Below are 20,915 nucleotides of genomic sequence, written 5' to 3' on the forward strand. Positions count from 1 at the left end.
ACCGCCGCCCGGCGCGGGTGGGGGTCAAGGCCGTCAAGCTTGTGGAGAACGCGGCCCAGTCGGCAAAAAGCAGGTTGACGTATCAGCCCGCGCCGCCTAGTTGGCCGCCCTACCGCGCGTCGCCAGACGCGGCGCGGCCTGGGGCGGAGTAGCTCAGTCGGTTAGAGCAGCGGAATCATAATCCGCGTGTCGGGGGTTCGAGTCCCTCCTCCGCTACCATCAAAGTCATTTTGTTCCTTTGCGTTCAAAGCGAGAAATGACTTCTCCGGAAAATTGGAACCACGTTTAAGCCCAATTTCATTTGGGTTAAATGGGTCGTTGTGCCCGTCGCTGCGACCGTCCCAAGGCCGCCCACCAGCGCGTCGTTGCCGCCCCAGCCATAGTGCGTGTCTGCCCCATCCAGGTCGTAGAGGATGTCCTTGGCCTGGGCCCCCGGCCAGGACATTGGCGCCTGCATTGCCCTTTCCGGTGAAGGGCGGCGATTTCAGGATGGCTGCCTGAATGTCCCGATTTCGGCCAGCAGCCATTCGCAAAAGCGACGGATCTTGCGGGACCGGCGGCGATGGTCGGGATAGGCGATCCAATAGGCCATGCCCAGGCTGGACACCTGGGGAAACAATTGAACCAAACGCTTTTCGGCCATGTCCTGGTGCCAGAAAAACGGCGTCAGCATCGCCACGCCCTGGCCGGCGATTGCCGCATGGCCTTCGTTTGCCTGCGAATCCATGCGCACGCCCTGCAAGGATGCTTCGTCTGCCCGTGTCAGCCCCGCCTGCTGCAGCCAGCAGGCCCACGAGGGATCATGCGGGCTGATCAGGGGCAGGCGGAGCAGGTCCTCGGCCAGGATCTGCCCACCCTGTGCCGCCAGGAATGCCGGGCTGCACATCGGGGTAAAATCCTGCTCCATCAAGCGATGCGTCGCAAGATCGGGCCAGGGTCCGTATCCCGAACGCACCGCCACATCGATGCCATCGCCGGCAAAGTCGGCCAGCCCTTCCTGCATCAACAGACGCACGGCAATATCGGGATAGCACATCTGGAAGCGGCCGATCCGCCATGCCAGCCAGGCATTGGCAAATGTGGGCGTGGTCGAAATCGTCAGGGTGCCTTCGTCATCGGCGCGCATCTCGGCAAAGGCGGCCTCGATCATGTCGAGGCCTTTGCCAAGGTTAGCCGCCGCGCGCCGCGCTGCATCGGTCAGGACCACGCGTTGGCGCTCGCGCCGGAACAGCTGCTGGCCCAGATGGGTTTCGATCAGGCGAATCTGGTGGCTGACAGCGGCCTGGGTCATCCCCAGTTCGTGGGCGGCGGCGGTGAAGTTCTCATGTCGCGCCGCCGCTTCGAACACCCGAACGGCCGCCAGGGGGGGAATCTTGCGCATGCCAAGATCATAAACACAGGTAATGATCTCTGTCGATCAATTGGTTGGCCAGAACGGACGTCGGTTGGGTATTCCGGATGGCAGTTTTCACCGCCGCCGCAAGGATAGCCAGCCATGAACCATGCACCTGTGCCCTGTATGGATCGCCAACCATCGCACCATTTCACCAGATTGTCTTTGCTCTGGGAGACTATGCTGGGCGTCTCTGCCGTCTACGTGCGAACGGCGTTCGACAGCCCGTGGAGCATCCCGCAAAAGAGGGACCAACACCGCGCCCGGCCATAGTCCAGGCTTATGAGTTTATGGCCCAGCGCGCTGGCGGCATCGCCCGCCTTGTCGCTTTTTTGCTGAGGACAGAGCGGGCGCGGATCTGATCCGGCGCCAACCAAGCCGGCGGCCGGCGCCGCTCCCTGCGGCTGTGTCGCCTGCATCCTGCCCGGCGGTCTCGTGCGCCCATGCTGCGCAGCGTTTTGCAAATCTTCCCTGATGGTGGCTGCGGCAAAAGTCCGCCGGTTCACCGCGGTTGCAGGCGTTCAGCCTGCGGCGCGGGGTGCCCGGCGGGCGGCGAGGGCTGCTTGCCGCATATTTCGCGTGACAATGACTAAATCGTACATTAATGGGGATCTGGTCAGTTAGGTGGCCGTTAGCGCCGCCAGCGCGGAGGAGGGCTTGGCGCAGGAAGTTGGCGCGTTTCAGCAAACGATGAGAGCGCTCCATTCGGGCGGCCCGATCACCACGGGCACGCCAATGGGCGTCGCATTCGTCGAAAGCCATGGGTTTGCATTCGGGCGTGGCTGCCGGGTGGGAATCCTGGCGTTTGCGGTGACCCACGACGCCAACTTCGCACAGGCCTGACGCCACAACGGCGCAGTTTAAAACCGGCGGAAAAGGCCGGGATTTCAAGGGAGAGGTTTGATGACCAAATATCTGTTGTGGTCGGCGGCGGCATGCGCCCTGGCAAGCAGCCCATCGCTGGCCCAGGCGCAAGACGCCGGCGCGGCAACCACGCCAGAAGCACCGCAGACCGGGATCGGCGATATCGTGGTGACGGCGCAGCGGCGCTCGGAAAACCTGCAGCGCGTGGCCGTGGCGGTTTCGGCAGTCAATGCCGCGTCGCTGGTCAATGCTGGCGTCAGCCAGCCGCAAGATCTTTCCAAACTGGTGCCAGCGCTCAAGCTGGCGGCGTCGGGCGGGGCCGGTACGCAAGTGACGGTGCGCGGCGTGGGCAACTTTGCCGGCAATGCCTATGCCGAACCGGCCGTGGCGGTAAACCTCGATGGGGTCTACATCGCTCGCTCGGCTGGCGCCGACGGCTTGTTTTACGACCTTGACCGCGTTGAAGTGCTCAAGGGGCCGCAGGGCACGCTCTATGGCCGCAATGCAACCGCCGGGGCCCTCAACATCATCGCGCATAAGCCCGACGATGCCTATGAAGCCAGCGGCAACGTGACAGTGGGCAACTACAATCTGTGGCGCGGCGAACTGGCGCTCAATGCGCCGCTCGGTGGCGGTTCGGCGTTCCGCGTGGCCGGGCAGATCACCCGCCGTGATGGCTATTTCTCCGACGGCTATAACGACGATCGCAGCGAAGCGGTGCGCGCTCAGTTGAAACTCGTCGCCAGCGACCGCTTTCACGTCCTGATCGCCAGCGACTATGCGCACCAGGGTGGCAAGGGGCCGGGCGCCGTGTTTTCGCCGTTCTTGTCTTCCAATGCCTATGCCGGGCCCACGGCCGATGGCAGCAATGCACTGCTGCGCAATGTTTCGCTTGGCATCACGGGCGGACAAAATCCCAATCTGCTGCCGGCATTTACCGACAAGGGCTATGTCAATGCCAACAACGTGGGCGTTTCGGCGACGGCCGAATATGCGTTCAACAATGCCACGCTGACGGTCATTCCGGCCTATCGGGACAGCAGCAACGATTATCTTCAGTACAACCCCGGCTTTCCGTTGCAGGTTTCGGAAAATGCCAAGACCACCTCACTCGAAGCGCGGCTGGCCTCGTCCAACAAGACGGCGCGGCTCCAGTGGCTGCTGGGTGGCTTCTTCTATAACGAAGACCTGCATTTCAACCTGTTTGCCAACCAGGGGGTATCGTTCAGCTATACCAATCCGCTGCTCAACACCCGCAGCTATGCCGCCTTCGGCCAGTTGACGTTTGCCCTGGCAGATGGCCTGCGCCTGACGGGTGGCCTGCGCTACACCCACGAGCACAAGACGCAGGCGGGCAACCACGGTTCGCCGCTGGGGGCTGGGCAATCCACTTCCACCTGCGCGCCCTATGACGCCACGACGGGCGCCTGCTATGCCGCGCTCAGCGGTGACCTGACTGCCAACCGCGTAACCTGGAAAGGTGGTGTCGAATACGACGCCGGCCCGCAGTCGCTGCTTTATGCCAACGTCGGAACGGGCTTCAAGGCTGGCGGGTTCTTCGGGTCCCAGCCGCCCAACACCTACAAGCCCGAAACGCTTACGGCCTATACGATCGGCAGCAAGAACCGCTTCCTTGGCAACACGCTCCAGGTCAACGCCGAATTGTTCTATTGGGATTACCGCAACAAGCAGGTGACGCACCTTGGCCCGATCCAGCCGGCCGGCTTCGACCTCATCACCGAAAATGCCGGCAAGGCCGAAATCTATGGCTCGGAAGTGGAAATAACCTGGCAGCCCGCGCCGAGCGATACGTTGAGCGCAGACGTGCAGTACCTGCATTCGCGCTACAAGGAATTCACCTATACCCAAAGCACCGCCAATGGCCCGGCGCAGACGAGCTGCCCCACGACGGCCATTGCCGGGCAAGCTGCGGTTCAGGTCAATTGCGCGGGACGCACCGTGCCGCTTTCGCCCACGTGGACGGTGAACTTGTCCTATCGCCATACGTTTGATTTGGCGGGTGGATCGCGCATCGATGCGCAGGTCGGCACGCGGATCGAAAGCGGGTACTGGCTGGGCGAGGAGTATGTTTCTGGGCAATACCAGGACGCCACGACCGTTTCGAACGCCACGCTCACCTGGCACGCCGCGGGAGACCGCTTCTCGGTTTCGGGCTTTGTCGACAACATCGAAGACCGCGTGATCAAGTCGATGTCGTTCGTTCATCCCGTGCTCGGTCTGCCGGTGGTTGGCCTGCGTCCGCCCCGCACTTTTGGCGCCCGTCTCGGCTTCAACTTCTGAACCCGCGCCGGTTGGTTCTTTGCTTCTCTGCAGGCCATGGTCACCACGGGGGTGCTCATGGCCTGCAGCATCATGCCGTGGCCTGTCGCTAACTGCTGGCGCGCCGGCCGCCTTTCGGGCAATCGTTGCGGCGTGACCAGCCCGACGGACCTTGCCCCTACCGCGCTGCTGCGGCGCTTGCTCGTTTCGCAGGTACAGGCGGTGTTCCACGATCGGGCGAGGGGGCAAAGTCCGGTCGTGCGATCGGACAATGCATTGTTCGCGCGCGATTCGGTGATCTGGCGGGTGCACGGCGATGTGACCACGATGATGATCGGCGGCGTCGCGGCGCTGCTGTTGCAGATGTTGCACCCCGCCGCCCTGGCCGGGGTGTGGGACCACAGCACTTTCCGCAACGATATGCCCGGCCGGTTGCGGCGCACCGCGCGGTTCATTGCCGTGACGACTTATGCTGACCGCGCCTTGGCGGATGCTGCGATCGACAAAGTGAAAGCCGTCCATGCGCATGTGCAAGGCACTTTGCCCGATGGCACGCCCTATCGCGCCAGCGATCCGCGCTTGCTGGCCTGGGTTCACGTGTGCGAGGCGCTATGCTTTCTCGACGCCTGGATCGCCTATGGCGAACCGGGCATGACGCGCGCCGACCAGGATACCTATATCAGGCAGGCTGGCCTGGTTGCGCGGCGGCTGGACGCCGATCCGGTCCCGGAAACCCGCGCCGAGGCCGAGGCACTGATGGCGACATTCCGCCCCGAACTGCGCGCCGACCAACGCACGCGCGAGGTCGCCCGCATGGTGTTGTCGCAACCCGCGCCCTCGCTGGCCGCCGCGCCGGCACAGCATGTGCTGTTTCAGGCGGCAGTCGATCTTATGCCGCCCTGGGCCAAGGCCTTGCACCAGCGGCACGTGATGCTGCCCGCCTTGCCGATCGTGCGCGGCGGCGCCTTTGCCATGGCGCGCACGCTGCAATGGGCGTTCGCGCCCGCGCGCCAGCGGGCAGCGGGCGGGGGATCGTCAGACTGAGCGAGCGCAGCGCCCAGGCGGCGCGGTTACCTGGCCGGCGGCTTGCCATTGCGCCGGGGCAGAGTGCTGGCTATGCCCTTGCCGCCCGGTGCGCAATCGCCGGGCGCAAGATCGCGCCGGTGCCCGAGAGGGCTCAATCGGGAACGCGGTGCGGGGCCTGGTGCTCCAAATCCGTGGCTGTCCCTGCAACTGTAAGCGGCGAGCGCGATGCATACCGCTTTCCCGGTATCGGCGGGAAAGCAGCCACTGGGCCGGACGCCAAGACGGGCGAGGCCTGGGAAGGCATGCATCAAGCCCTGACCCGCAAGCCAGGAAACCGGCCGGCGCAGGTCGCTCGTTCCTCCGTCCGGGGGATGGCCTTGGCCCAGGGGATGGCTGCGGCACGGTTCATTCCGTCAGAGCGACGCCATCGCGGCCGGGCGCGGCTGCGCGGGCGCCATGCGTGGCGTGCGCGCGCAACAAGCGCGTCCGGTCCAGTCGCAACCCTGGCCGGAGTGTCTGTTCGTGCCTGCATCATCCCGTTTTTCCGCGTCGCCGCTGCGGCGGCGCATCACCGTGCTTATCGCCTGCCTGGTCCTTGCCAATGGGCTTGCCTGGGTCTGGGCGCTGGGCCTGTTCCACGCCCAACCGCTGATGCTCGGCACCGCGCTGCTCGCCTGGGGCCTTGGCTTGCGCCATGCGGTCGATGCCGATCACATCGCCGCGATCGACAATGTCACGCGCAAGCTCATGCAACAGGGGCAGCGGCCCGTCGCCGTGGGCCTGTGGTTTGCGCTGGGCCATGCCGCGATCATCGCGCTCGCTTCGGTTGCGGTGGCGCTCACCGCCACGGCGCTCGCCCGGTTTGGTGCCTGGCGCGAGGTGGGCGGCGTGATCGCCACCACGGTTTCGGCGCTGTTCCTGTTCACCATCGCGGCGATGAACCTGGTCATCCTGCGGTCGGTGTGGCGCACCTTTGCCCATGTGCGGGCAGGGGGCACCTATGTGGAGGAAGACCTCGACCTGCTGCTTTCGGGCCGGGGGCTGCTTTCGCGCCTGTTTCGGCCGATGTTCCGCCTGGTCACGCGCTCGTGGCACATGGCGCCGCTCGGCTTCCTGTTCGGCCTGGGGTTCGACACCGCCACCGAAGTGGCGCTGCTCGGCCTTTCGGCCAGCCAGGCGGCGAGCGGGCTGGCGCTGGGCACCGTGCTGGTGCTGCCCGCGCTGTTTGCGGCGGGGATGGCGCTGGTCGATACCATCGATGGCGTGGTCATGCTGGGCGCCTATGAGTGGGCCTTCGTCAAACCCATCCGCAAGCTCTATTACAATATCACCATCACGCTGGTTTCCGCGCTGGTGGCGATCGTGATCGGCGGGATCGAGGCAGCCGCGCTGATCGGGCAGAAGCTGGGGCTGGGCAGTGCGCCCTTTCGCCTGGCCGCCGATCTGGCCGGCAATTTCAACGGCCTGGGCTTTGCCATCATCGGCCTGTTCGCGCTGTGCTGGCTGGCCAGCCTGGCGATCTATCGCTGGCAACGGCTGGACGAGATCGAGGTGGCAGAACCATCCTGATGCCAAGGACAGTTGGCTTGGCTTTCGAACTGGGCTAGATGCAGCCACGAAGGACGGGCCTGGCCCGTCGTTCGCAAAGATCGCGTCGGTGCCCCGAGAGGGGCTTAATCGGGAATGCGGTGCGGGGCTTTGCCCCAAGTCCGCAGCTGTCCCTGCAACTGTAAGTGGCGAGCGCGATGCACTTTGTCTCCGGTTTTGGCCGGGGGCGGCCACTGGGCACCAAGTGCCTGGGAAGGCGTGCATCAAGCCCTGACCCACGAGCCAGGAGACCTGCCGGCGCACTGGTCGCTCTTGCCTTGATCCAGGGGATGGTCCGGGCACGGTAACACTTCCGTCTGGGCGACGAAGACTTGTGCGGCTGGGGCTGCACGGGCATGCGTTGTGGCGGGCGCCTTCGTGCGCCGGCCCGCCGCCGCGCGCCCGGCCGGATCGTTCCGGTGAAGCCCTGCCTCGTGTCCGTCGCTGGCGCGCGGAAGGGTTTTGTGCATGCCGGATCTGGCAAAAGTGCCCGTCACCATCGTGACCGGCTTTCTGGGCGCGGGAAAGACCACGCTGATCAGCCACTTGATCCGCAACGCCGGCGGGCGCCGGCTGGCGGTGGTGGTCAACGAATTCGGTACGCTGGGCGTGGATGGAGACATCCTCCAATCCTGCGCCATTCCCGATTGCCCAGCCGAAAACATCGTGGAACTGGCCAATGGCTGCATCTGCTGCACCGTTGCCGACGATTTCATTCCCACGGTAGAGCGCCTGCTCGCGCTCGATCCCCGGCCCGATCATATCCTGATCGAGACTTCCGGCCTGGCGCTGCCCAAGCCGCTGCTCAAGGCGTTCGACTGGCCCGCGATCCGCAGCCGCATCACCGTCGATGGCGTGCTGGCCTTGGCCGATGCCGAGGCCGTGGCCGCCGGCCGCTTCGCCCCCGATCTGGTGGCGCTTGAGGCGCAACGCGCCGCCGATCCGGGCGTGACCCACGAAACCCCGCTGGCCGAAGTGTTCGAGGACCAGCTTGCCTGTGCCGACATGGTGCTGCTGACCAAGGGCGATCTGGCCGGGCCGGACGGGCTGGCGCAGGCGCGGGCGGTGATCGCGCAAACCGCGCCGCGCCCCGTGCCAGTGATCGACTTGGCCGAAGGCGCCGCCGATCCGCGCGTGATCTTGGGCCTGCACGCGGCGGCCGAAGACGACATTGCCGCGCGCCCGTCGCACCACGATGGCGCGGACGATCACGAGCACGACGATTTCGCCAGCACCGTGGTGGGACTGGACGAAATCGCCGATCCGGCAGACCTTGCCACGCGCATCGCGCGCCTGGCGACAGAGCATGGCGTGCTGCGGGTGAAAGGCCATGTGGCGGTGGCCGGCAAGCCAATGCGCCTGCTGGTTCAGGCGGTGGGCGCGCGCGTGCGCCATCACTATGACCGGCCGTGGCGCCCGGGCGAGCCGCGCAGCGGGCAACTCGTGGCGATTGCCGAGCGGGAGCGGCTGGAGCCGGAAGCGATCCGGGCGGCGCTGCTGGCCTGAGGGCAGGGGCGGTGCACGTCCTCTTTCGCGAAAGCCACGGCCTGGAAGAAACCGCCGTGCCGCAAGACCTGGGGCAGGCCCCGGCAGACCTGGTCGTGCTGTCTTTCTCCGACAGCGACCTGGCTGCCTGTGCCGCCGCCTGGCACCTGGCGCGCGCGCGCGATCCGGCGTTTCCCACGCTGCGCCTGGCCAATCTGGCCGCGCTGGAACATCCGCTTTCGGTCGATACTTATGTGGAGCGCACGCTGGCCGGCGCGCGCGGCATTCTCATCCGGCTGATCGGCGGGGTGGCGTGGTGGCGCTATGGCTTGGCCCAGGTGGCACAGCTGGCGCGCGAACGCGGCATCGCGTTGGCGGTCTTGCCGGCAGACGGGCGCGCCGATGCTCAGCTCGATGCCGCGTCCACGCTGGGCGAGGCACCTTTGCGCGAACTGGCGCGGCAGTGCGACGCGGGCGGCGCGCAAGGCATGGCTGCCGCGCTCGCCCTGCTGGCGCGCGAAGCCGGGCTGGGCCTTGGCGCCTCTGCTGCGATCGCGGAACCGCCGCTGCCCATGGCCGGCGGCTGGCACCCGCAGGACGGCCTTTGCCATCCGCTGGCCTGGCAGGCCGATCCGGCCCAGCCGCTGGCACTGGTGGTGTTCTACCGCTCCACCCTGGCGGCGCAGGATTGCGCGCCGATCGCCGCGCTGATCGCGGCCCTGGCGGCGCGGGGCATCGATGCCCTGGGGCTTTACGTCACGTCGTTGAAAGAGCCGCAATCGCGCGCCTTGGTCGAAGCCGCGCTGGACCGGCTCAGGCCCGCCGCCATCGTCAACGCCACGGCCTTTTCCGCGCGGGACGAGGCTGGGCATAGCCCGCTCGACCAGACCGGCGCCCCGGTGTTCCAGGTGGCGCTGGCCACCGGCACGCGTGAGGGCTGGGCCGCCTCCGCGCGCGGCCTGGCGCCGGCAGACCTGGCCATGCATGTCGTCTTGCCCGAAATCGACGGGCGCGTGTTTGCCGGGGTGGCCAGTTTCAAGCAGGCCGTGGCGCAGGACGCCGCGCTGGGCTTTGCCCGCCAGGTCCATGTGCCCGATGCCGCGCGCATTGCCGCCATTGCCGGGCGCGTGGCGGCGTGGATCGCGCTGGCGCAGCGCCCGGCGGCAGAGCGCCAGGTTGGCCTGGTGCTCTCCACCTATCCGGGCAAGGCCCATGCCATGGCCCACGCGGTGGGCCTCGATGCGCTGGCCTCTACAGCCGCCGTTCTCGATGATCTGGCCGGTGCCGGCTATGCCATGGCGCCAGTGGGCGATCTGGCGGCGCGGCTGGCGGGTGAAACCCTGGCCTGGCCGCTGGCCGCCTATCGTGCCGCGCTGGCAGAGCTGGCGCCCGCCTTGCAGCAAGACCTGGCGCAAAGCTGGGGCGCTCCAGAGGCGGACCCAGCGGTGCGCGACGGCGCATTCCACTTTGCCGCCTTGCGCGCCGGCCATGCCTTGATCGCGCTGCAACCCGAACGCGGCGACATGGCCGGACGAGACGAGGGCTATCACGATCTCACCCGCTGCCCGCGCCATGGCTATGTGGCGTTCTATCTCTGGTTGCGTGCACAGGGCGTGGACGCGCTGGTGCACATGGGCGCGCATGGCACGCTGGAATGGCTGCCGGGCAAGGCGGTGGCGCTGGGCGACGAATGCTGGCCCCAGGCGCTGATCGGCGATCTGCCGGTGATCTATCCGTTCATCGTCAACGATCCGGGCGAAGCGGCGCAGGCGCGGCGGCGCATCGGCGCGGTCACGCTGGGCCACATGCCGCCCCCACCGGTGCGGGTGGCAAGCGGCGCGGGCCTGGCGCGGGTGGAGGCGCTGCTCGATGAATTTTCCGGGGCCGTGGGCCTCGATCCCTCGCGGCGGGATCGGCTGATCGGCGCGATCCGGGCAGAGGCGCAAGGCCTGGGCCTGGAAACCGAACTGGGCCTCGGCCCCGATGCCAGCCCGGCCGAAGCCATCGCCCGGATCGACCGCTTCGTGTGCGACGTGAAAGACAGCCAATATGGCGACGGCCTCCACGTCTTCGGGCGCGGCAGCCAGGGCGGGGCAGAGCGCGCTGGCCTGCTGGCCACCCTGGCCGGGCGGCGCGTGGCGGCCGGGCCGGCGGGTTCGCCCTGGCGCGGGCGGGCCGATGTCTTGCCCACCGGGCGCAATCTCTATGCCGTCGATCCGCGCAGCCTGCCCACCCGCGCCGCCCATGCGCAGGGGGTGGCCATGGCGCAGGAACTGGTGCGCCGCCATTTGCAGGACCACGGCGATTATCCGCGCGCGCTGGTGGTGAACCTGTGGGGATCGGCCACGATGCGCACGGGTGGCGAAGACTTTGCCATGGCGCTGCACCTGCTGGGCGCGGCGCCGATCTGGGACGGCACCAGCGAGCGGGTGACCGGTGTGGAAATCTTGGCCTTGGCCACGCTCGACCATCCGCGCCTGGACGTGACACTGCGGGTTTCGGGCCTGTTTCGCGATGCCTTTCCCATGCTGCCCGTGCTGTTTGGCCAGGCGGTGCAGGCGCTGTGCGGGCGCGATGAGCCGCCTGAGTGGAACCCTTTCGCCGGCCAGGCACCCGCGCCGCGCGTCTATGGCCCGGCGCCGGGCCGCTATGGCCTGGGGCTGGGTGAAGCGGCCGAAACCTATGACGCGGCCAGCCGCCGTGCCGCTGGCGAAGCCTGGCTGGCTGCCTCCTCCCACGCGCTCGATGCAGCGAAAGAGGATGCCGCCGGCCTGCGCGCCCGCGTGGCGGCGGCCGATGCCGTTGTCCATGCGCAGGACTTGCCCGAAACCGACCTGTTGCTGAGCATGGACTATGCCGCGCACGAGGCCGGCTTTGCCGCTGCGCAAGGCGTGGCCGGCGGCCAGGCGGCGCTCTATCATCTCGATCATCGCGATCCCGCCCGGCCCGTGGCGCGCACCCTGAACGAAGAGGTTGCCCGCGTGGTGCGCGCCCGCGCGGCGCAGCCGGGGTGGATTGCTGGCATGATGCGCCACGGCTTTCGCGGCGGGGCAGAACTGGCCGCCACGCTCGATCACCTGGGCGCCTTTGCCCATCTGGCGCCCGGCAGTGTGCCCGCGCACCTGATCGACCTCTATTACCAGGCCACGCTGGGCACGCCCGAAGTGCGCGCGTTTCTGGAACGCGACAATCCCGGCGCGCTGGCGGCGATGCAGCAGCGCTTTGCCGCACTCCATGCGGCGGGCCTTTGGCGCACGCGGCGCAACGCCATCCTGGCAGAGCTTTTGGCATGAGCGGCTTTCGCATCGCCGGCTGGTGTCCCGATGCCTGGCGCCCGATGGCGGCGGGCGATGGCCTGTTGCTGCGCGTAAAGCCGCGCCTGGCCCGGCTTTCGCGAGAACATGCTTTGGCGCTGGCCAGGCTGGCCACGCGCCATGGCAATGGCCTGATCGACCTGTCGCGCCGCGCCAACCTGCAACTGCGCGGGCTGGACGAAGCCGGCTGGCAGGCCGCGCTGCACGAGTTGCTGGCCTTGGGACTGGTAGACGCCGATCCGGTGGCGGAGCGCCGCGCCAACGTGCTGGTCGCCCCCGATTGGATCATGGGCGACGATACCGCGCGCGTGGCGACGGAATTGCTGGCGCGCCTGCCCGAACTGCCAGTGCTGCCGGGCAAGGTGGGTTTCGTGATCGACGCGGGCGCCGCGCCCATGCTGCTGGGCGAACCGGGCGATTTCCGGGTGGAGCGGGGCGCGGGCGGTGGCCTGATCCTGCGCGCCGCCGGTCGCGCCACGGGCGTGGCACTGGTGCCGGGCCGGGAAGCCGAGGGCCTGATCGCGCTGGCCCGCTGGTTTGCAAACAGCGGCTTGGCAGGGCGCATGGCTCGTTACATCGCGCCGCTGCCCGCCTGGGCCACGGGGCAGGAAGCCCCGGCGGCGTCCGCTGCGCCGCTGCGCCCCGGTCCCGGTGCGCTGGGCATGGCCCATGGCGCGCCGTTCGGCCGGGTGGATGCCGCCGCGCTTGTCGCTGCGCTCGATGTGCCCGGTGCGCAGGCCCTACGCCTGACCCCGTGGCGCGTCATGGTGGTGGAGGGTGCCGGCGCTGGGACGGTCCCCCGCCTGATCGCCGATCCTGCCGATCCGGTCTTGCAGGTGGAGGCCTGCCCCGGCGCGCCCAGTTGCCCGCAGGCCCATGCGCCCACGCGCGATCTTGCCCTGGCGTTGGCGCCGCTGGTGCGCGGCACACTCCACGTTTCCGGCTGCGCCAAGGGCTGCGCGTCCAGCCGCCCTGCCGCCCATGTCCTGACCGGCCGCGCCGATGGCCGGTTCGATCTGGCGCGTGATGCCACGGCGGGTGCCGCCACCGGCGAACCGCTTTGCGCGCAAGACCTGCTCGCCCATTTCGAAAGGCTGACCGATGCCGCACAGCTATGAAACCGATGGCGCGGCCATCTATCGCCAGTCCTTCGCCACGATCCGGGCAGAGGCCGATCTGGCCCGCTTTGCCCCGCGCGAAGAACCGGTGGCGGTGCGCATGATCCACGCTGCCGGCATGGTGGACCTGGCCCCGCACATCCGCTTTTCGGCTGGCTTTGTCGATGCCGCGCGCGCCGCGCTGCGCGCCGGGGCGCCGATCCTGTGCGATGCACGCATGGTGTCCGAAGGGATCACCCGCACGCGCTTGCCGGCCGGCAACGCCGTGGTCTGCACGCTGCACGATCCCGCCGTGCCCGCGCTGGCGCGGGCCATGGGCAACACCCGCTCCGCCGCTGCGCTGGAATTGTGGCGGCCGCATCTGGCGGGCAGCGTGGTGGCCATCGGCAACGCGCCCACCGCGCTGTTCCACTTGCTCAACATGCTGGAAGATCCGTCCTGCCCGGGCCCGGCGGCGATCATCGGTTGCCCGGTGGGCTTTGTCGGCGCGGCTGAATCCAAGGCTGCGTTGTGGGAGTGGCAGGGCGTGCCCTGCTGCGTGGTGGACGGGCGCTTGGGTGGCAGCGCGATCACCGTGGCGGCGATCAACGCCCTGGCGAGCGACGCGGAATGAGCGCGGCTCCCAACGCTATTGCCGGCACGATCCACGGTGTCGGCCTTGGCCCCGGCGCGCCCGATCTGCTCAGCGTGCGGGCAGACCGGCTGGTGCGCACCACCCGCCACATCGCCTATTTCCGCAAGGCCGGGCGGCCGGGGCATGCGCGGCGCATCGCCGCCGATCTGCTGCGCGCCGATGCGGTGGAAATCCCGATGGAATATCCCGTCACCACCGAAATCCCGGTCAGCGATCCGCGCTACAACGCCTGCCTTGCCGCTTTCTATGCCCAGTGTACCACGCGCCTGGCCGCACTGGCCCGGGCCGGGGAAGACGTGGTCGTGCTTTGCGAGGGCGATCCCTTTTTCTACGGCTCTTTCATGCACCTGCACAGCCGCCTCATGGGCCAGGTACCGGTGCAGGTGGTGCCCGGCATCACCGGCATGGCCGGCGCCTGGAACGCCACCGGCCTGCCGATCACCTGGGGTGACGATGTGTTGACCGTGGCCATGGCCACGCTGCCCGAAGACGAACTCACCCGCCGCATCCGCGATACCGATGCGCTGGTGGTGATGAAGATCGGCCGCAACCTGCCCAAGCTGCGCCGCGCCGTGGCCGCTGCCGGGCGCGAGGGCGCGGCCTGGCTGGTGGAATATGCCGCCATGCCCGCCCAGCGGGTGACGCCACTGATGGAGGCGAGCGAAGTCACGCCCTATTTCTCCATTCTGCTGATCCACGGCCAGGGGCGCCGGCCATGACCGGTACGCTCGCCATCGTCGGCCTCGGTCCGGGCGACGAGGCCATGGTCACCCCGCAAGTGCGCGCCGCGCTCGATGCTGCAACCGACGTGATCGGCTATATCCCCTATGTCGCCCGCGTGGCGCCGCGCCCCGGCCTCACGCTGCACCCTTCGGACAACCGGGTGGAGCGCGAACGCGCTGCCCATGCGCTCGATCTGGCGGCGCAGGGCCGGCAGGTGGTGGTGGTTTCCTCGGGCGATCCGGGCGTGTTCGCCATGGCCGCCGCCGTCTATGAAGTGCTGGAAGAAAATGCCCGGCGCTGGGCCGATGTGCCGGTCAGCGTGCTGCCGGGCATCACCGCCATGCTCGCCGCTGCCGCGCGTGCCGGGGCGCCGCTGGGCCATGATTTCTGCGCGATCAACCTGTCCGACAATCTCAAGCCCTGGGCGGTGATCGAGCGGCGGCTGCGTCTGGCGGCAGAGGCGGATTTCGCCATGGCGTTCTACAATCCCCGCTCGCGCGCGCGGCCAGAGGGGTTCGCCCGCGCGCTGGCCGTGCTGCGCGAATGCTGCGGCCCGGCGCGCCTGGTCCTGTTCGCCCGCGCCGTCTCCACGCCCGAGGAACACTTGCGCATCGTCACGTTGGCGCAGGCGCAGCCGGACATGGCCGACATGCGCACCGTGGTGATCGTGGGATCGAGCCAGACGCGCATGATCGCCCGCGCCACTGGCCCGGTGCTTTACACCCCGCGCAGCCTTGATGGGGCCGCGGCATGAGCGATCCAGTCCAGCACCGCTTGCGGATCGTGCACCTCGTGGCGCGGGGGCAGGTCTGGCCGGTCGATCATGATCACCGGCAGGCCCAGCGCGCGCGCGGCGATCAGCTTGGCCTGCGCGCCGCTGCCGCCCGCGTTCTTGCACACTATCAGGTCTATGGCATGGCATTGCAGCAGGGCCATATCGCCCTCCACGGTGAAGGGCCCGCGATCGACCACCAGCGCGTGATCGGGCAGGGGCGGCGGCGCATCGGGCGTGTCGACAAAGCGCAGCACATAGTGGTGCTGCCCCTGCGCGGCAAAGGCTGCCACATGCATCCGCCCCAGCGCCAGCAGCACGCGCCGCGCCGGCCCGGCCAGGGCATCCACCGCGCCGGCCACATCGGCCACGCGGGTCCAGGCGTCGCCCGGCTGCGTCTGCCAGGCCGGGCGGGTGAGGGCGATCAGCGGCACGCCAGCGGCCTGCGCGGCCGCCACGGCATGGGCGCTCATCTGCGCGGCAAAGGGATGGGTCGCGTCCACCAGATGCGTCACGCCGTGTTCGCGCAGATAGGTGGCCAGCCCCTCCACCCCGCCAAACCCGCCGATGCGCACCGGCACCGGCTGCGCACGCGGGGCCTGGGTGCGCCCGGCATAGCTGAGCGTGGCGGCCAGACCCCGCGCGGCCAGCAGCTGCGCCAGCGCGCTCGCCTCGGTCGTGCCGCCCAGAATCAGGATCTCTGGCATGTCTGAACCGGCTCCCTGGTTGAGCATCATCGGCATGGGCGAGGATGGCCGCGATGGCCTTTCCGCCGCCGCCCGCGCGGCCTTGGCCGGGGCAGACGTGGTGATCGGCCCGCCGCGCCATCTCGCCCTGGCTGGCCCGCTTACGGCGCGGGTCATCGAATGGCCAGTGCCATTTGCCGACGGAATCGAACGGCTTCTGGCCTTGCGCGGGCGGCGTGTGGCCATGCTGGCATCAGGGGATCCGTTCTGGTTCGGCGCAGGCAGCAGTGTGGCCGCGCATCTCTTGCCCCACGAATGGGTGGCCCATCCCGCGCCCGGTACGTTTGCCCTGGCGGCGGCGCGGCTGGGCTGGGCCTTGCAGGATTGCGCGTGCCTGGGCCTGCACGCCGCGCCCCTCTCGCGCCTGCGCCCGTATCTGGCGCCCGGCGCCCGCGCGCTTGTGCTGCTGCGCGATGGCGCCGCCGTGGCCGATCTGGCTGCCTATCTCGTCGCCACCGGGTTTGGCGAAACCCAGCTTCGTGTGCTGGAGGCGCTGGGCGGCCCGCGCGAACGGGTGCGGCAGGTGCGCGCCGATGGCTTTGCCCTGGCAGACGTGGCCCATCCCGTGGCGGTGGGCCTGGCCGTGGCGGGAGACGGGCTGGCCATGCCGGTCACCGCCGGCCGCCCCGATGCCCTGTTTGCCGCCGATGGCCAGATCACCAAGGCCCCGGTGCGCGCATTGACGCTGGCCGCCTTGGCCCCGCGCGCGGGGGAGCTGTTGTGGGACATCGGCGCGGGTTCCGGCTCCATCGGCATCGAATGGCTGCTGGCCCACCCGGCCAACCGGGCGGTGGCGGTGGAGGCCGATCCCTTGCGTGCCGACCGCGCGCGCGCCAATGCCACGGCGCTGGGGGTGGACCGCCTGCAGGTGATCACCGGCCGCGCGCCGGCCTGCCTGCCCGATGGGCGGCCGCCCGATGCCGTGTTCATCGGTGGCGGGCTGAACCCGGCGCTGCTCGATGCGCTGTGGGCGTGCCTGCCCAAGGGCACGCGTGTGGTGGCCAACGCCGTCACGCTGGAATCCGAAGCATTGCTGGCGCAGTGGCACGCGCAGGCCGGTGGCAGCCTGCTGCGCATCGAACTGGCCGATGCCACCGCGCTGGGCAGTCGGCGCGGGTGGAAAGCGCGCTATCCGCTGGTGCAGTGGAGCGCGGTGCGATGATCGGCCATGCGATTGTTGCCGGCTTCGGCTTTCGCGGCGCTGCCACGCCCGCCGCATTGCGCGCCGCCCTGGCCCTGGCGCAACAGGGGCATCCGCCCGTCACCCATCTGGCCACGGCGGCAGACAAGGCCGCCGCGCTGGCCCCGCTCGCCCAGGCGCTCGGCCTGCCGCTGCTGCCGATCGCGCCCGAAGAGCTGGCCCATTGCGCCACGCCCACGCAATCGCCCGCCAGCCTGCACGCGCGCGGCATCGGCAGCCTTGCCGAAGCGGCGGCGCTGGCCGGTGCTGGCCCCCATGCCCGCCTGCTGAGCGCGCGCCATATTTCGCCCGATCGCCTGGCCACTTGCGCCCTTGCCGAAAGCACAGAACGATGACCGTCCATTTCATCGGCGCCGGCCCCGGCGCGCCCGATCTGCTCACCTTGCGCGGGCGGGATCGCATCGCGACCTGCCCGGTCTGTCTCTACGCCGGCTCGCTGGTGCCGGCGGCCGTGCTCGATCATTGCCCGCCCGGCGCGCACATCATCAACACCGCGCCGCTTTCGCTTGACCAGATCATGGCCGAAATCGCCGCCGCCCATGCCGCCGGGCACGATGTGGCGCGGCTGCATTCGGGCGATCTTTCGGTGTGGTCGGCCATGGGGGAGCAGTTGCGTGCGCTGCGGGCCTTGCGCATTCCCTTCACCATCACCCCCGGCGTGCCGGCCTTTGCCGCCGCCGCTGCCGCGCTGGAAGCGGAACTGACGCTGCCCGCGTTGGGCCAGTCGCTCGTGCTTACCCGCACGCCCGGCCGCGCCAGTGCCATGCCGCCGCGTGAAAACCTGGCGGCCTTCGCCCAGACCGGGGCCACGCTGGCCATTCACCTCTCGATCCACAATCTTGGGCAAGTGGTGGCCGATCTGCTGCCCGAATATGGCGCCGATTGCCCGGTGGCGGTGGTCTGGCGCGCGAGCTGGCCCGATCAGCGCGTGGTGCGCGCCACGCTGGCCAGCGTGGAAGCGGCGGTGGCCAGCAGCATGGAGCGCATCGCACTGATCCTGGTGGGCCGCGTGCTGGACGCCAGCGATTTTGCGCCCAGCAGCCTCTATGCCCCCGATTACGAGCGGCGCTTCCGCCCGCAGCAGGCAGAGGCATGAGCGTGCCGGGCCTGATGATCGCGGCGCCCAGTTCGGGCGCGGGCAAGACCACGCTCACGCTGGGCCTGCTGCGCGCGCTGGTGCAGCAGGGGCTGGTGGTGCAGCCGTTCAAGAACGGGCCTGACTATATCGACCCGGCGTTTCACCGCGCCGCTGCCGGCCGTGCGTCGTTCAACCTCGATAGCTGGGCCATGGCGCCCGGCCTGATCGATGCGCTGGCGGGCCAGGCGCAGGGGGCAGACTTGGCCCTGGCCGAAGCATCGATGGGCCTGTTCGATGGCGTTGCGCAGCCGGGCGCCACCGGCAACGGTGCCAGTGCCGATGTGGCGCGGCGTATGGGCTGGCCGGTGATCCTGGTGCTCGATGCCTCGGGCCAGGCGCAATCGGCGGCGGCGACGGCGCTGGGCTTTGCCCGCTTCGATCCGGCCTTGCGCGTGGCGGGGGTGATTTTCAACAAAGTGGCCAGCCCGCGCCATGAAAGCCTGCTGCGCGCCGGTATGGCGCAAGTGGGCCTGCCGGTGCTGGGCGCCCTGCCGCGCCGCGCAGACCTTGCGTTGCCGGAACGGCACCTGGGCCTGGTGCAGGCGCAGGAACACGCCGATCTCGACAGCGCGCTGGACAAGCTGGCGGCGTTCGTGCGCGATCATGTGGACCTTGCCGCGCTGATCGCGGCGGCGTCAGGGCAGGCGGTCCAGCCATCGGCGGCCCAGCTGCCACCGCCGCCGGCGCAGCGCCTGGCCGTGGCGCGCGATGCCGCGTTTTCGTTCCTCTATCCGCACCTGCTGCATGCCTGGCAGGCGGCGGGCGCGCAGATCCTCCCGTTCTCTCCCTTGGCCGATGAAGCGCCCGCGCCCGATGCAGACATGGTGTGGCTGCCGGGCGGATACCCCGAACTGCACGCAGGGCGCATCGCGGCCGCAGGAAACTTCCTAGCCGGCCTGCGCCATCATGCGCAGACGCGGCCCGTCCATGGCGAATGCGGCGGATACATGGTGCTGGGGCAGGGGCTGGTGGACAAGGCCGGCACGCGCCACGCCATGGCCGGGTTGCTCGGCCTGGAAACCAGCCATGCCGCGCGGCGCCTGCACCTGGGCTATCGCGCGGCGCGGCTGCTGGCGCCGGTGGGGGCGATGGCGGCGGGCACGGCCTTGCGCGGGCACGAATTCCACTATTGCAGCATCCTGGCCCAGCCGGACGAGGCGCTGGCCAATGTGGCCGATGCCACCGGCGCTGCCGTGGCCGAAGGCGGATCGCGGCGGGGCCGCGTGACCGGCACGTTCTTCCACATGATCGCGGGGCAGGCATGATCCACCTCGATCTGATCGGCATCGGCACGGGCAATCCCGATCACCTGACGCTGGCTGCCGTGCAGGCGATGAATGCGGCCGATGTGATCCTGCTGCCCGATAAAGGCGCGGACAAGGCCGGGTTGATCGACGTGCGGCGCACGATCTGCGCGGCGGTGCTCACCCGCGCGGTGCCACAGGTGGAATTTGCCATGCCGGTGCGCGATGGCGCGGGCGATTATGCCGGCGCGGTGAACGCCTGGCACCACGCAATTGCCGGGGTGTGGCAGGCCGCCCTGGCGCAGGCCCTGCCACAAGGTGGGCGGGCGGCCTTGCTCGTTTGGGGCGATCCCGCGCTTTATGACAGCAGCTTGCGCATTGCCGCACATTTGGCGGGCCAAGGCTTGCCGCTGTCGATCCACGTGGTGCCGGGCATCACCAGCGTGCAGGCGCTCACCGCCGCCCATGCCATTCCGCTCAACCCCCTGGCCGGGCCGGTGACCATCACCACCGGCCGCCTGCTGCGCGCGCATGGCTGGCCGCCGGGGGCGCTGCATGTGGTGGTCATGCTCGATGCCGGTGGCGCGTTTCGGGCGCTCGATCCGGCGGGCATTGCCATCTGGTGGGGCGCCTATCTGGGCATGGCGCAACAGGCGCTGGAGCATGGCCCCCTGGCCCAGGCCGCCCCGCACATTCTGGCCCGCCGTGCCGCGCTGCGCGCGCAGCACGGCTGGATCATGGACATCTATCTGCTGAAAAAGGACAAGGGCGATGCAAGCTGCTGATCACGAGGCGCGCCACACCGAAAAGATGCGCAAGAAGCAGGCCGCGCAAGGCAAGATCATGGCCACAAAGACCCGCGAACAGGGCCTGCTGATCGTGCACACCGGCAAGGGCAAGGGCAAGACCAGCGCCGCCATGGGCATGGTGCTGCGCGCGGTGGGCCACGGCATGCGGGTGGGCGTGGTGCAGTTCGTCAAAGGCGCGATGACCACCGGGGAAAGGCGCGTGTTCGATGTCTTTCCCGATCACGTCGATTTCAAGGCCATGGGCGAAGGCTTCACCTGGAATACGCAAGACCGCGCGCGCGACGTGGCGGCCGCTCGCGCCGCGTGGGAGGAAGTGGCGCGCATGATCGCCGATCCGGCCTATGCCATGGTGCTGGCAGACGAGCTGAACATCGTGCTGCGCTACGATTACCTGCCGCTCGACGAAGTGCTGGCCGTGCTCGCCGCGCGCCCGGCGATGAAGCACGTGATCGTCACCGGCCGCAACGCGCCCGATGCGCTGGTGGAGGCGGCCGATCTCGTCACCGAAATGGCCCAGGTGAAGCACCCCTTCCGCTCTGGCGTGAAAGCGCAAGCAGGCATCGAATTCTGATCCCCCCGTT

18 protein-coding genes, 1 tRNA gene and 2 riboswitches are annotated in these 20,915 nt (G+C 69.0%); of the genes, 17 read left to right on the top strand and 2 right to left on the bottom strand.

The window, feature by feature from the left end; translation table 11 throughout:
• The first annotated feature begins 142 nt into the window (after positions 1–142).
• Positions 143–219 (top strand) — tRNA-Met (locus FHT19_RS16755).
• A 265-nt stretch (positions 220–484) separates the two neighbouring features.
• Here FHT19_RS16755 and FHT19_RS16760 read toward each other — a convergent pair.
• The gene (locus tag FHT19_RS16760; RefSeq protein WP_169475987.1) at positions 485–1,381 is read right to left on the bottom strand and encodes a LysR substrate-binding domain-containing protein; all 897 of its coding nucleotides are present in this window, start codon (positions 1,379–1,381) and stop codon (positions 485–487) included.
• Positions 1,382–2,083: 702 nt separating this feature from the next.
• Between FHT19_RS16760 and FHT19_RS16765 the strand changes: the two genes are divergently transcribed.
• From FHT19_RS16765 to cobJ, 10 genes are all read left to right on the top strand, one after another.
• The gene (locus tag FHT19_RS16765; protein ID WP_169475988.1) at positions 2,084–2,236 is read left to right on the top strand and encodes a hypothetical protein; all 153 of its coding nucleotides are present in this window, start codon (positions 2,084–2,086) and stop codon (positions 2,234–2,236) included.
• A gap of 60 nt (positions 2,237–2,296) precedes the next feature.
• A complete protein-coding gene (locus FHT19_RS16770; protein ID WP_169475989.1) occupies positions 2,297–4,558 on the top strand; it encodes a TonB-dependent receptor in 2,262 nt (753 codons plus the stop codon).
• Between the two features lie 132 nt (positions 4,559–4,690).
• Positions 4,691–5,581 (top strand): oxygenase MpaB family protein, encoded by an 891-nt coding sequence (locus FHT19_RS16775; protein ID WP_248290516.1) that lies wholly within the window; start codon positions 4,691–4,693, stop codon positions 5,579–5,581.
• A gap of 100 nt (positions 5,582–5,681) precedes the next feature.
• Positions 5,682–5,921: riboswitch (cobalamin riboswitch) on the top strand.
• Between the two features lie 164 nt (positions 5,922–6,085).
• Complete coding sequence (locus FHT19_RS16780) at positions 6,086–7,132, top strand: HoxN/HupN/NixA family nickel/cobalt transporter (protein WP_248290517.1); 1,047 nt, start codon at positions 6,086–6,088, stop codon at positions 7,130–7,132.
• 69 nt (positions 7,133–7,201) lie between these two features.
• Positions 7,202–7,425, top strand: a riboswitch (cobalamin riboswitch).
• A 193-nt stretch (positions 7,426–7,618) separates the two neighbouring features.
• Positions 7,619–8,656 (top strand): cobalamin biosynthesis protein CobW, encoded by a 1,038-nt coding sequence (gene cobW, locus FHT19_RS16785; RefSeq protein WP_169475992.1) that lies wholly within the window; start codon positions 7,619–7,621, stop codon positions 8,654–8,656.
• An 11-nt stretch (positions 8,657–8,667) separates the two neighbouring features.
• Entirely contained in the window at positions 8,668–11,928 is a 3,261-nt protein-coding gene (gene cobN / locus FHT19_RS16790) for a cobaltochelatase subunit CobN (RefSeq protein WP_169475993.1), read from the top strand.
• Positions 11,925–13,067 (top strand): cobalamin biosynthesis protein CobG, encoded by a 1,143-nt coding sequence (locus FHT19_RS16795; RefSeq protein WP_169475994.1) that lies wholly within the window; start codon positions 11,925–11,927, stop codon positions 13,065–13,067. The genes cobN and FHT19_RS16795 overlap by 4 nt, the downstream gene beginning before the upstream one ends.
• Positions 13,051–13,680, top strand: a complete 630-nt coding sequence (locus FHT19_RS16800; RefSeq protein ID WP_169475995.1) for a precorrin-8X methylmutase — start codon at positions 13,051–13,053, stop codon at positions 13,678–13,680. Before FHT19_RS16795 ends, FHT19_RS16800 begins: the two co-directional genes overlap by 17 nt.
• Positions 13,677–14,420 (top strand): precorrin-2 C(20)-methyltransferase, encoded by a 744-nt coding sequence (gene cobI, locus FHT19_RS16805; RefSeq protein ID WP_211184993.1) that lies wholly within the window; start codon positions 13,677–13,679, stop codon positions 14,418–14,420. The genes FHT19_RS16800 and cobI overlap by 4 nt, the downstream gene beginning before the upstream one ends.
• A complete protein-coding gene (gene cobJ, locus FHT19_RS16810; protein WP_169475996.1) occupies positions 14,417–15,178 on the top strand; it encodes a precorrin-3B C(17)-methyltransferase in 762 nt (253 codons plus the stop codon). Before cobI ends, cobJ begins: the two co-directional genes overlap by 4 nt.
• On the opposite strand, the gene FHT19_RS16815 is transcribed toward cobJ, so the two are convergent.
• Entirely contained in the window at positions 15,142–15,903 is a 762-nt protein-coding gene (locus FHT19_RS16815) for a cobalt-precorrin-6A reductase (protein WP_169475997.1), read from the bottom strand. The two genes, cobJ and FHT19_RS16815, sit on opposite strands and share 37 nt — an antisense overlap.
• Between FHT19_RS16815 and cbiE the strand changes: the two genes are divergently transcribed.
• Genes cbiE through cobO form a run of 6 tightly spaced genes read left to right on the top strand, consistent with a single transcriptional unit; the run spans position 15,902 to position 20,905 of the window.
• Entirely contained in the window at positions 15,902–17,104 is a 1,203-nt protein-coding gene (gene cbiE / locus FHT19_RS16820) for a precorrin-6y C5,15-methyltransferase (decarboxylating) subunit CbiE (RefSeq protein ID WP_169475998.1), read from the top strand. The two genes, FHT19_RS16815 and cbiE, sit on opposite strands and share 2 nt — an antisense overlap.
• Positions 17,101–17,478 carry a cobalamin biosynthesis protein gene (locus FHT19_RS16825; protein ID WP_169475999.1) on the top strand — a complete coding sequence of 126 codons (378 nt, stop codon included), beginning with the start codon at positions 17,101–17,103 and terminating at the stop codon, positions 17,476–17,478. The genes cbiE and FHT19_RS16825 overlap by 4 nt, the downstream gene beginning before the upstream one ends.
• Positions 17,475–18,239, top strand: coding sequence for a precorrin-4 C(11)-methyltransferase (cobM, locus tag FHT19_RS16830; protein ID WP_169476000.1), 765 nt, complete (start codon positions 17,475–17,477; stop codon positions 18,237–18,239). Before FHT19_RS16825 ends, cobM begins: the two co-directional genes overlap by 4 nt.
• Complete coding sequence (locus FHT19_RS16835; RefSeq protein WP_169476001.1) at positions 18,236–19,546, top strand: cobyrinate a,c-diamide synthase; 1,311 nt, start codon at positions 18,236–18,238, stop codon at positions 19,544–19,546. Before cobM ends, FHT19_RS16835 begins: the two co-directional genes overlap by 4 nt.
• On the top strand, positions 19,543–20,310 hold the full coding sequence (gene cobF / locus FHT19_RS16840; RefSeq protein ID WP_169476002.1) for a precorrin-6A synthase (deacetylating): 768 nt from the start codon (positions 19,543–19,545) through the stop codon (positions 20,308–20,310). The genes FHT19_RS16835 and cobF overlap by 4 nt, the downstream gene beginning before the upstream one ends.
• Positions 20,297–20,905, top strand: a complete 609-nt coding sequence (gene cobO / locus FHT19_RS16845) for a cob(I)yrinic acid a,c-diamide adenosyltransferase (protein WP_169476003.1) — start codon at positions 20,297–20,299, stop codon at positions 20,903–20,905. Before cobF ends, cobO begins: the two co-directional genes overlap by 14 nt.
• Positions 20,906–20,915: the final 10 nt, after the last annotated feature.

This window comes from Novosphingobium sp. SG919, assembly GCF_012932495.1.
In the GTDB taxonomy this organism is placed as follows: Bacteria; Pseudomonadota; Alphaproteobacteria; order Sphingomonadales; family Sphingomonadaceae; genus Novosphingobium; species Novosphingobium rhizosphaerae.

What these genes read in the sequence shown, in the direction of transcription:
- FHT19_RS16825 (WP_169475999.1), top strand. Translation starts at nt 17,101, where the DNA reads ATGATCGGCCATGCGATTGTTGCCGGCTTCGGCTTTCGCGGCGCTGCC.
- cobF (WP_169476002.1), top strand. Translation starts at nt 19,543, where the DNA reads ATGATCCACCTCGATCTGATCGGCATCGGCACGGGCAATCCCGATCAC.
- FHT19_RS16770 (WP_169475989.1), top strand. Translation starts at nt 2,297, where the DNA reads ATGACCAAATATCTGTTGTGGTCGGCGGCGGCATGCGCCCTGGCAAGC.
- FHT19_RS16795 (WP_169475994.1), top strand. Translation starts at nt 11,925, where the DNA reads ATGAGCGGCTTTCGCATCGCCGGCTGGTGTCCCGATGCCTGGCGCCCG.
- FHT19_RS16815 (WP_169475997.1), bottom strand. Translation starts at nt 15,903, where the DNA reads ATGCCAGAGATCCTGATTCTGGGCGGCACGACCGAGGCGAGCGCGCTG.
- cobW (WP_169475992.1), top strand. Translation starts at nt 7,619, where the DNA reads ATGCCGGATCTGGCAAAAGTGCCCGTCACCATCGTGACCGGCTTTCTG.
- cbiE (WP_169475998.1), top strand. Translation starts at nt 15,902, where the DNA reads ATGTCTGAACCGGCTCCCTGGTTGAGCATCATCGGCATGGGCGAGGAT.
- FHT19_RS16835 (WP_169476001.1), top strand. Translation starts at nt 18,236, where the DNA reads ATGAGCGTGCCGGGCCTGATGATCGCGGCGCCCAGTTCGGGCGCGGGC.
- cobM (WP_169476000.1), top strand. Translation starts at nt 17,475, where the DNA reads ATGACCGTCCATTTCATCGGCGCCGGCCCCGGCGCGCCCGATCTGCTC.
- cobI (WP_211184993.1), top strand. Translation starts at nt 13,677, where the DNA reads ATGAGCGCGGCTCCCAACGCTATTGCCGGCACGATCCACGGTGTCGGC.
- cobJ (WP_169475996.1), top strand. Translation starts at nt 14,417, where the DNA reads ATGACCGGTACGCTCGCCATCGTCGGCCTCGGTCCGGGCGACGAGGCC.
- FHT19_RS16765 (WP_169475988.1), top strand. Translation starts at nt 2,084, where the DNA reads ATGAGAGCGCTCCATTCGGGCGGCCCGATCACCACGGGCACGCCAATG.
- FHT19_RS16760 (WP_169475987.1), bottom strand. Translation starts at nt 1,381, where the DNA reads ATGCGCAAGATTCCCCCCCTGGCGGCCGTTCGGGTGTTCGAAGCGGCG.
- FHT19_RS16800 (WP_169475995.1), top strand. Translation starts at nt 13,051, where the DNA reads ATGCCGCACAGCTATGAAACCGATGGCGCGGCCATCTATCGCCAGTCC.
- cobO (WP_169476003.1), top strand. Translation starts at nt 20,297, where the DNA reads ATGCAAGCTGCTGATCACGAGGCGCGCCACACCGAAAAGATGCGCAAG.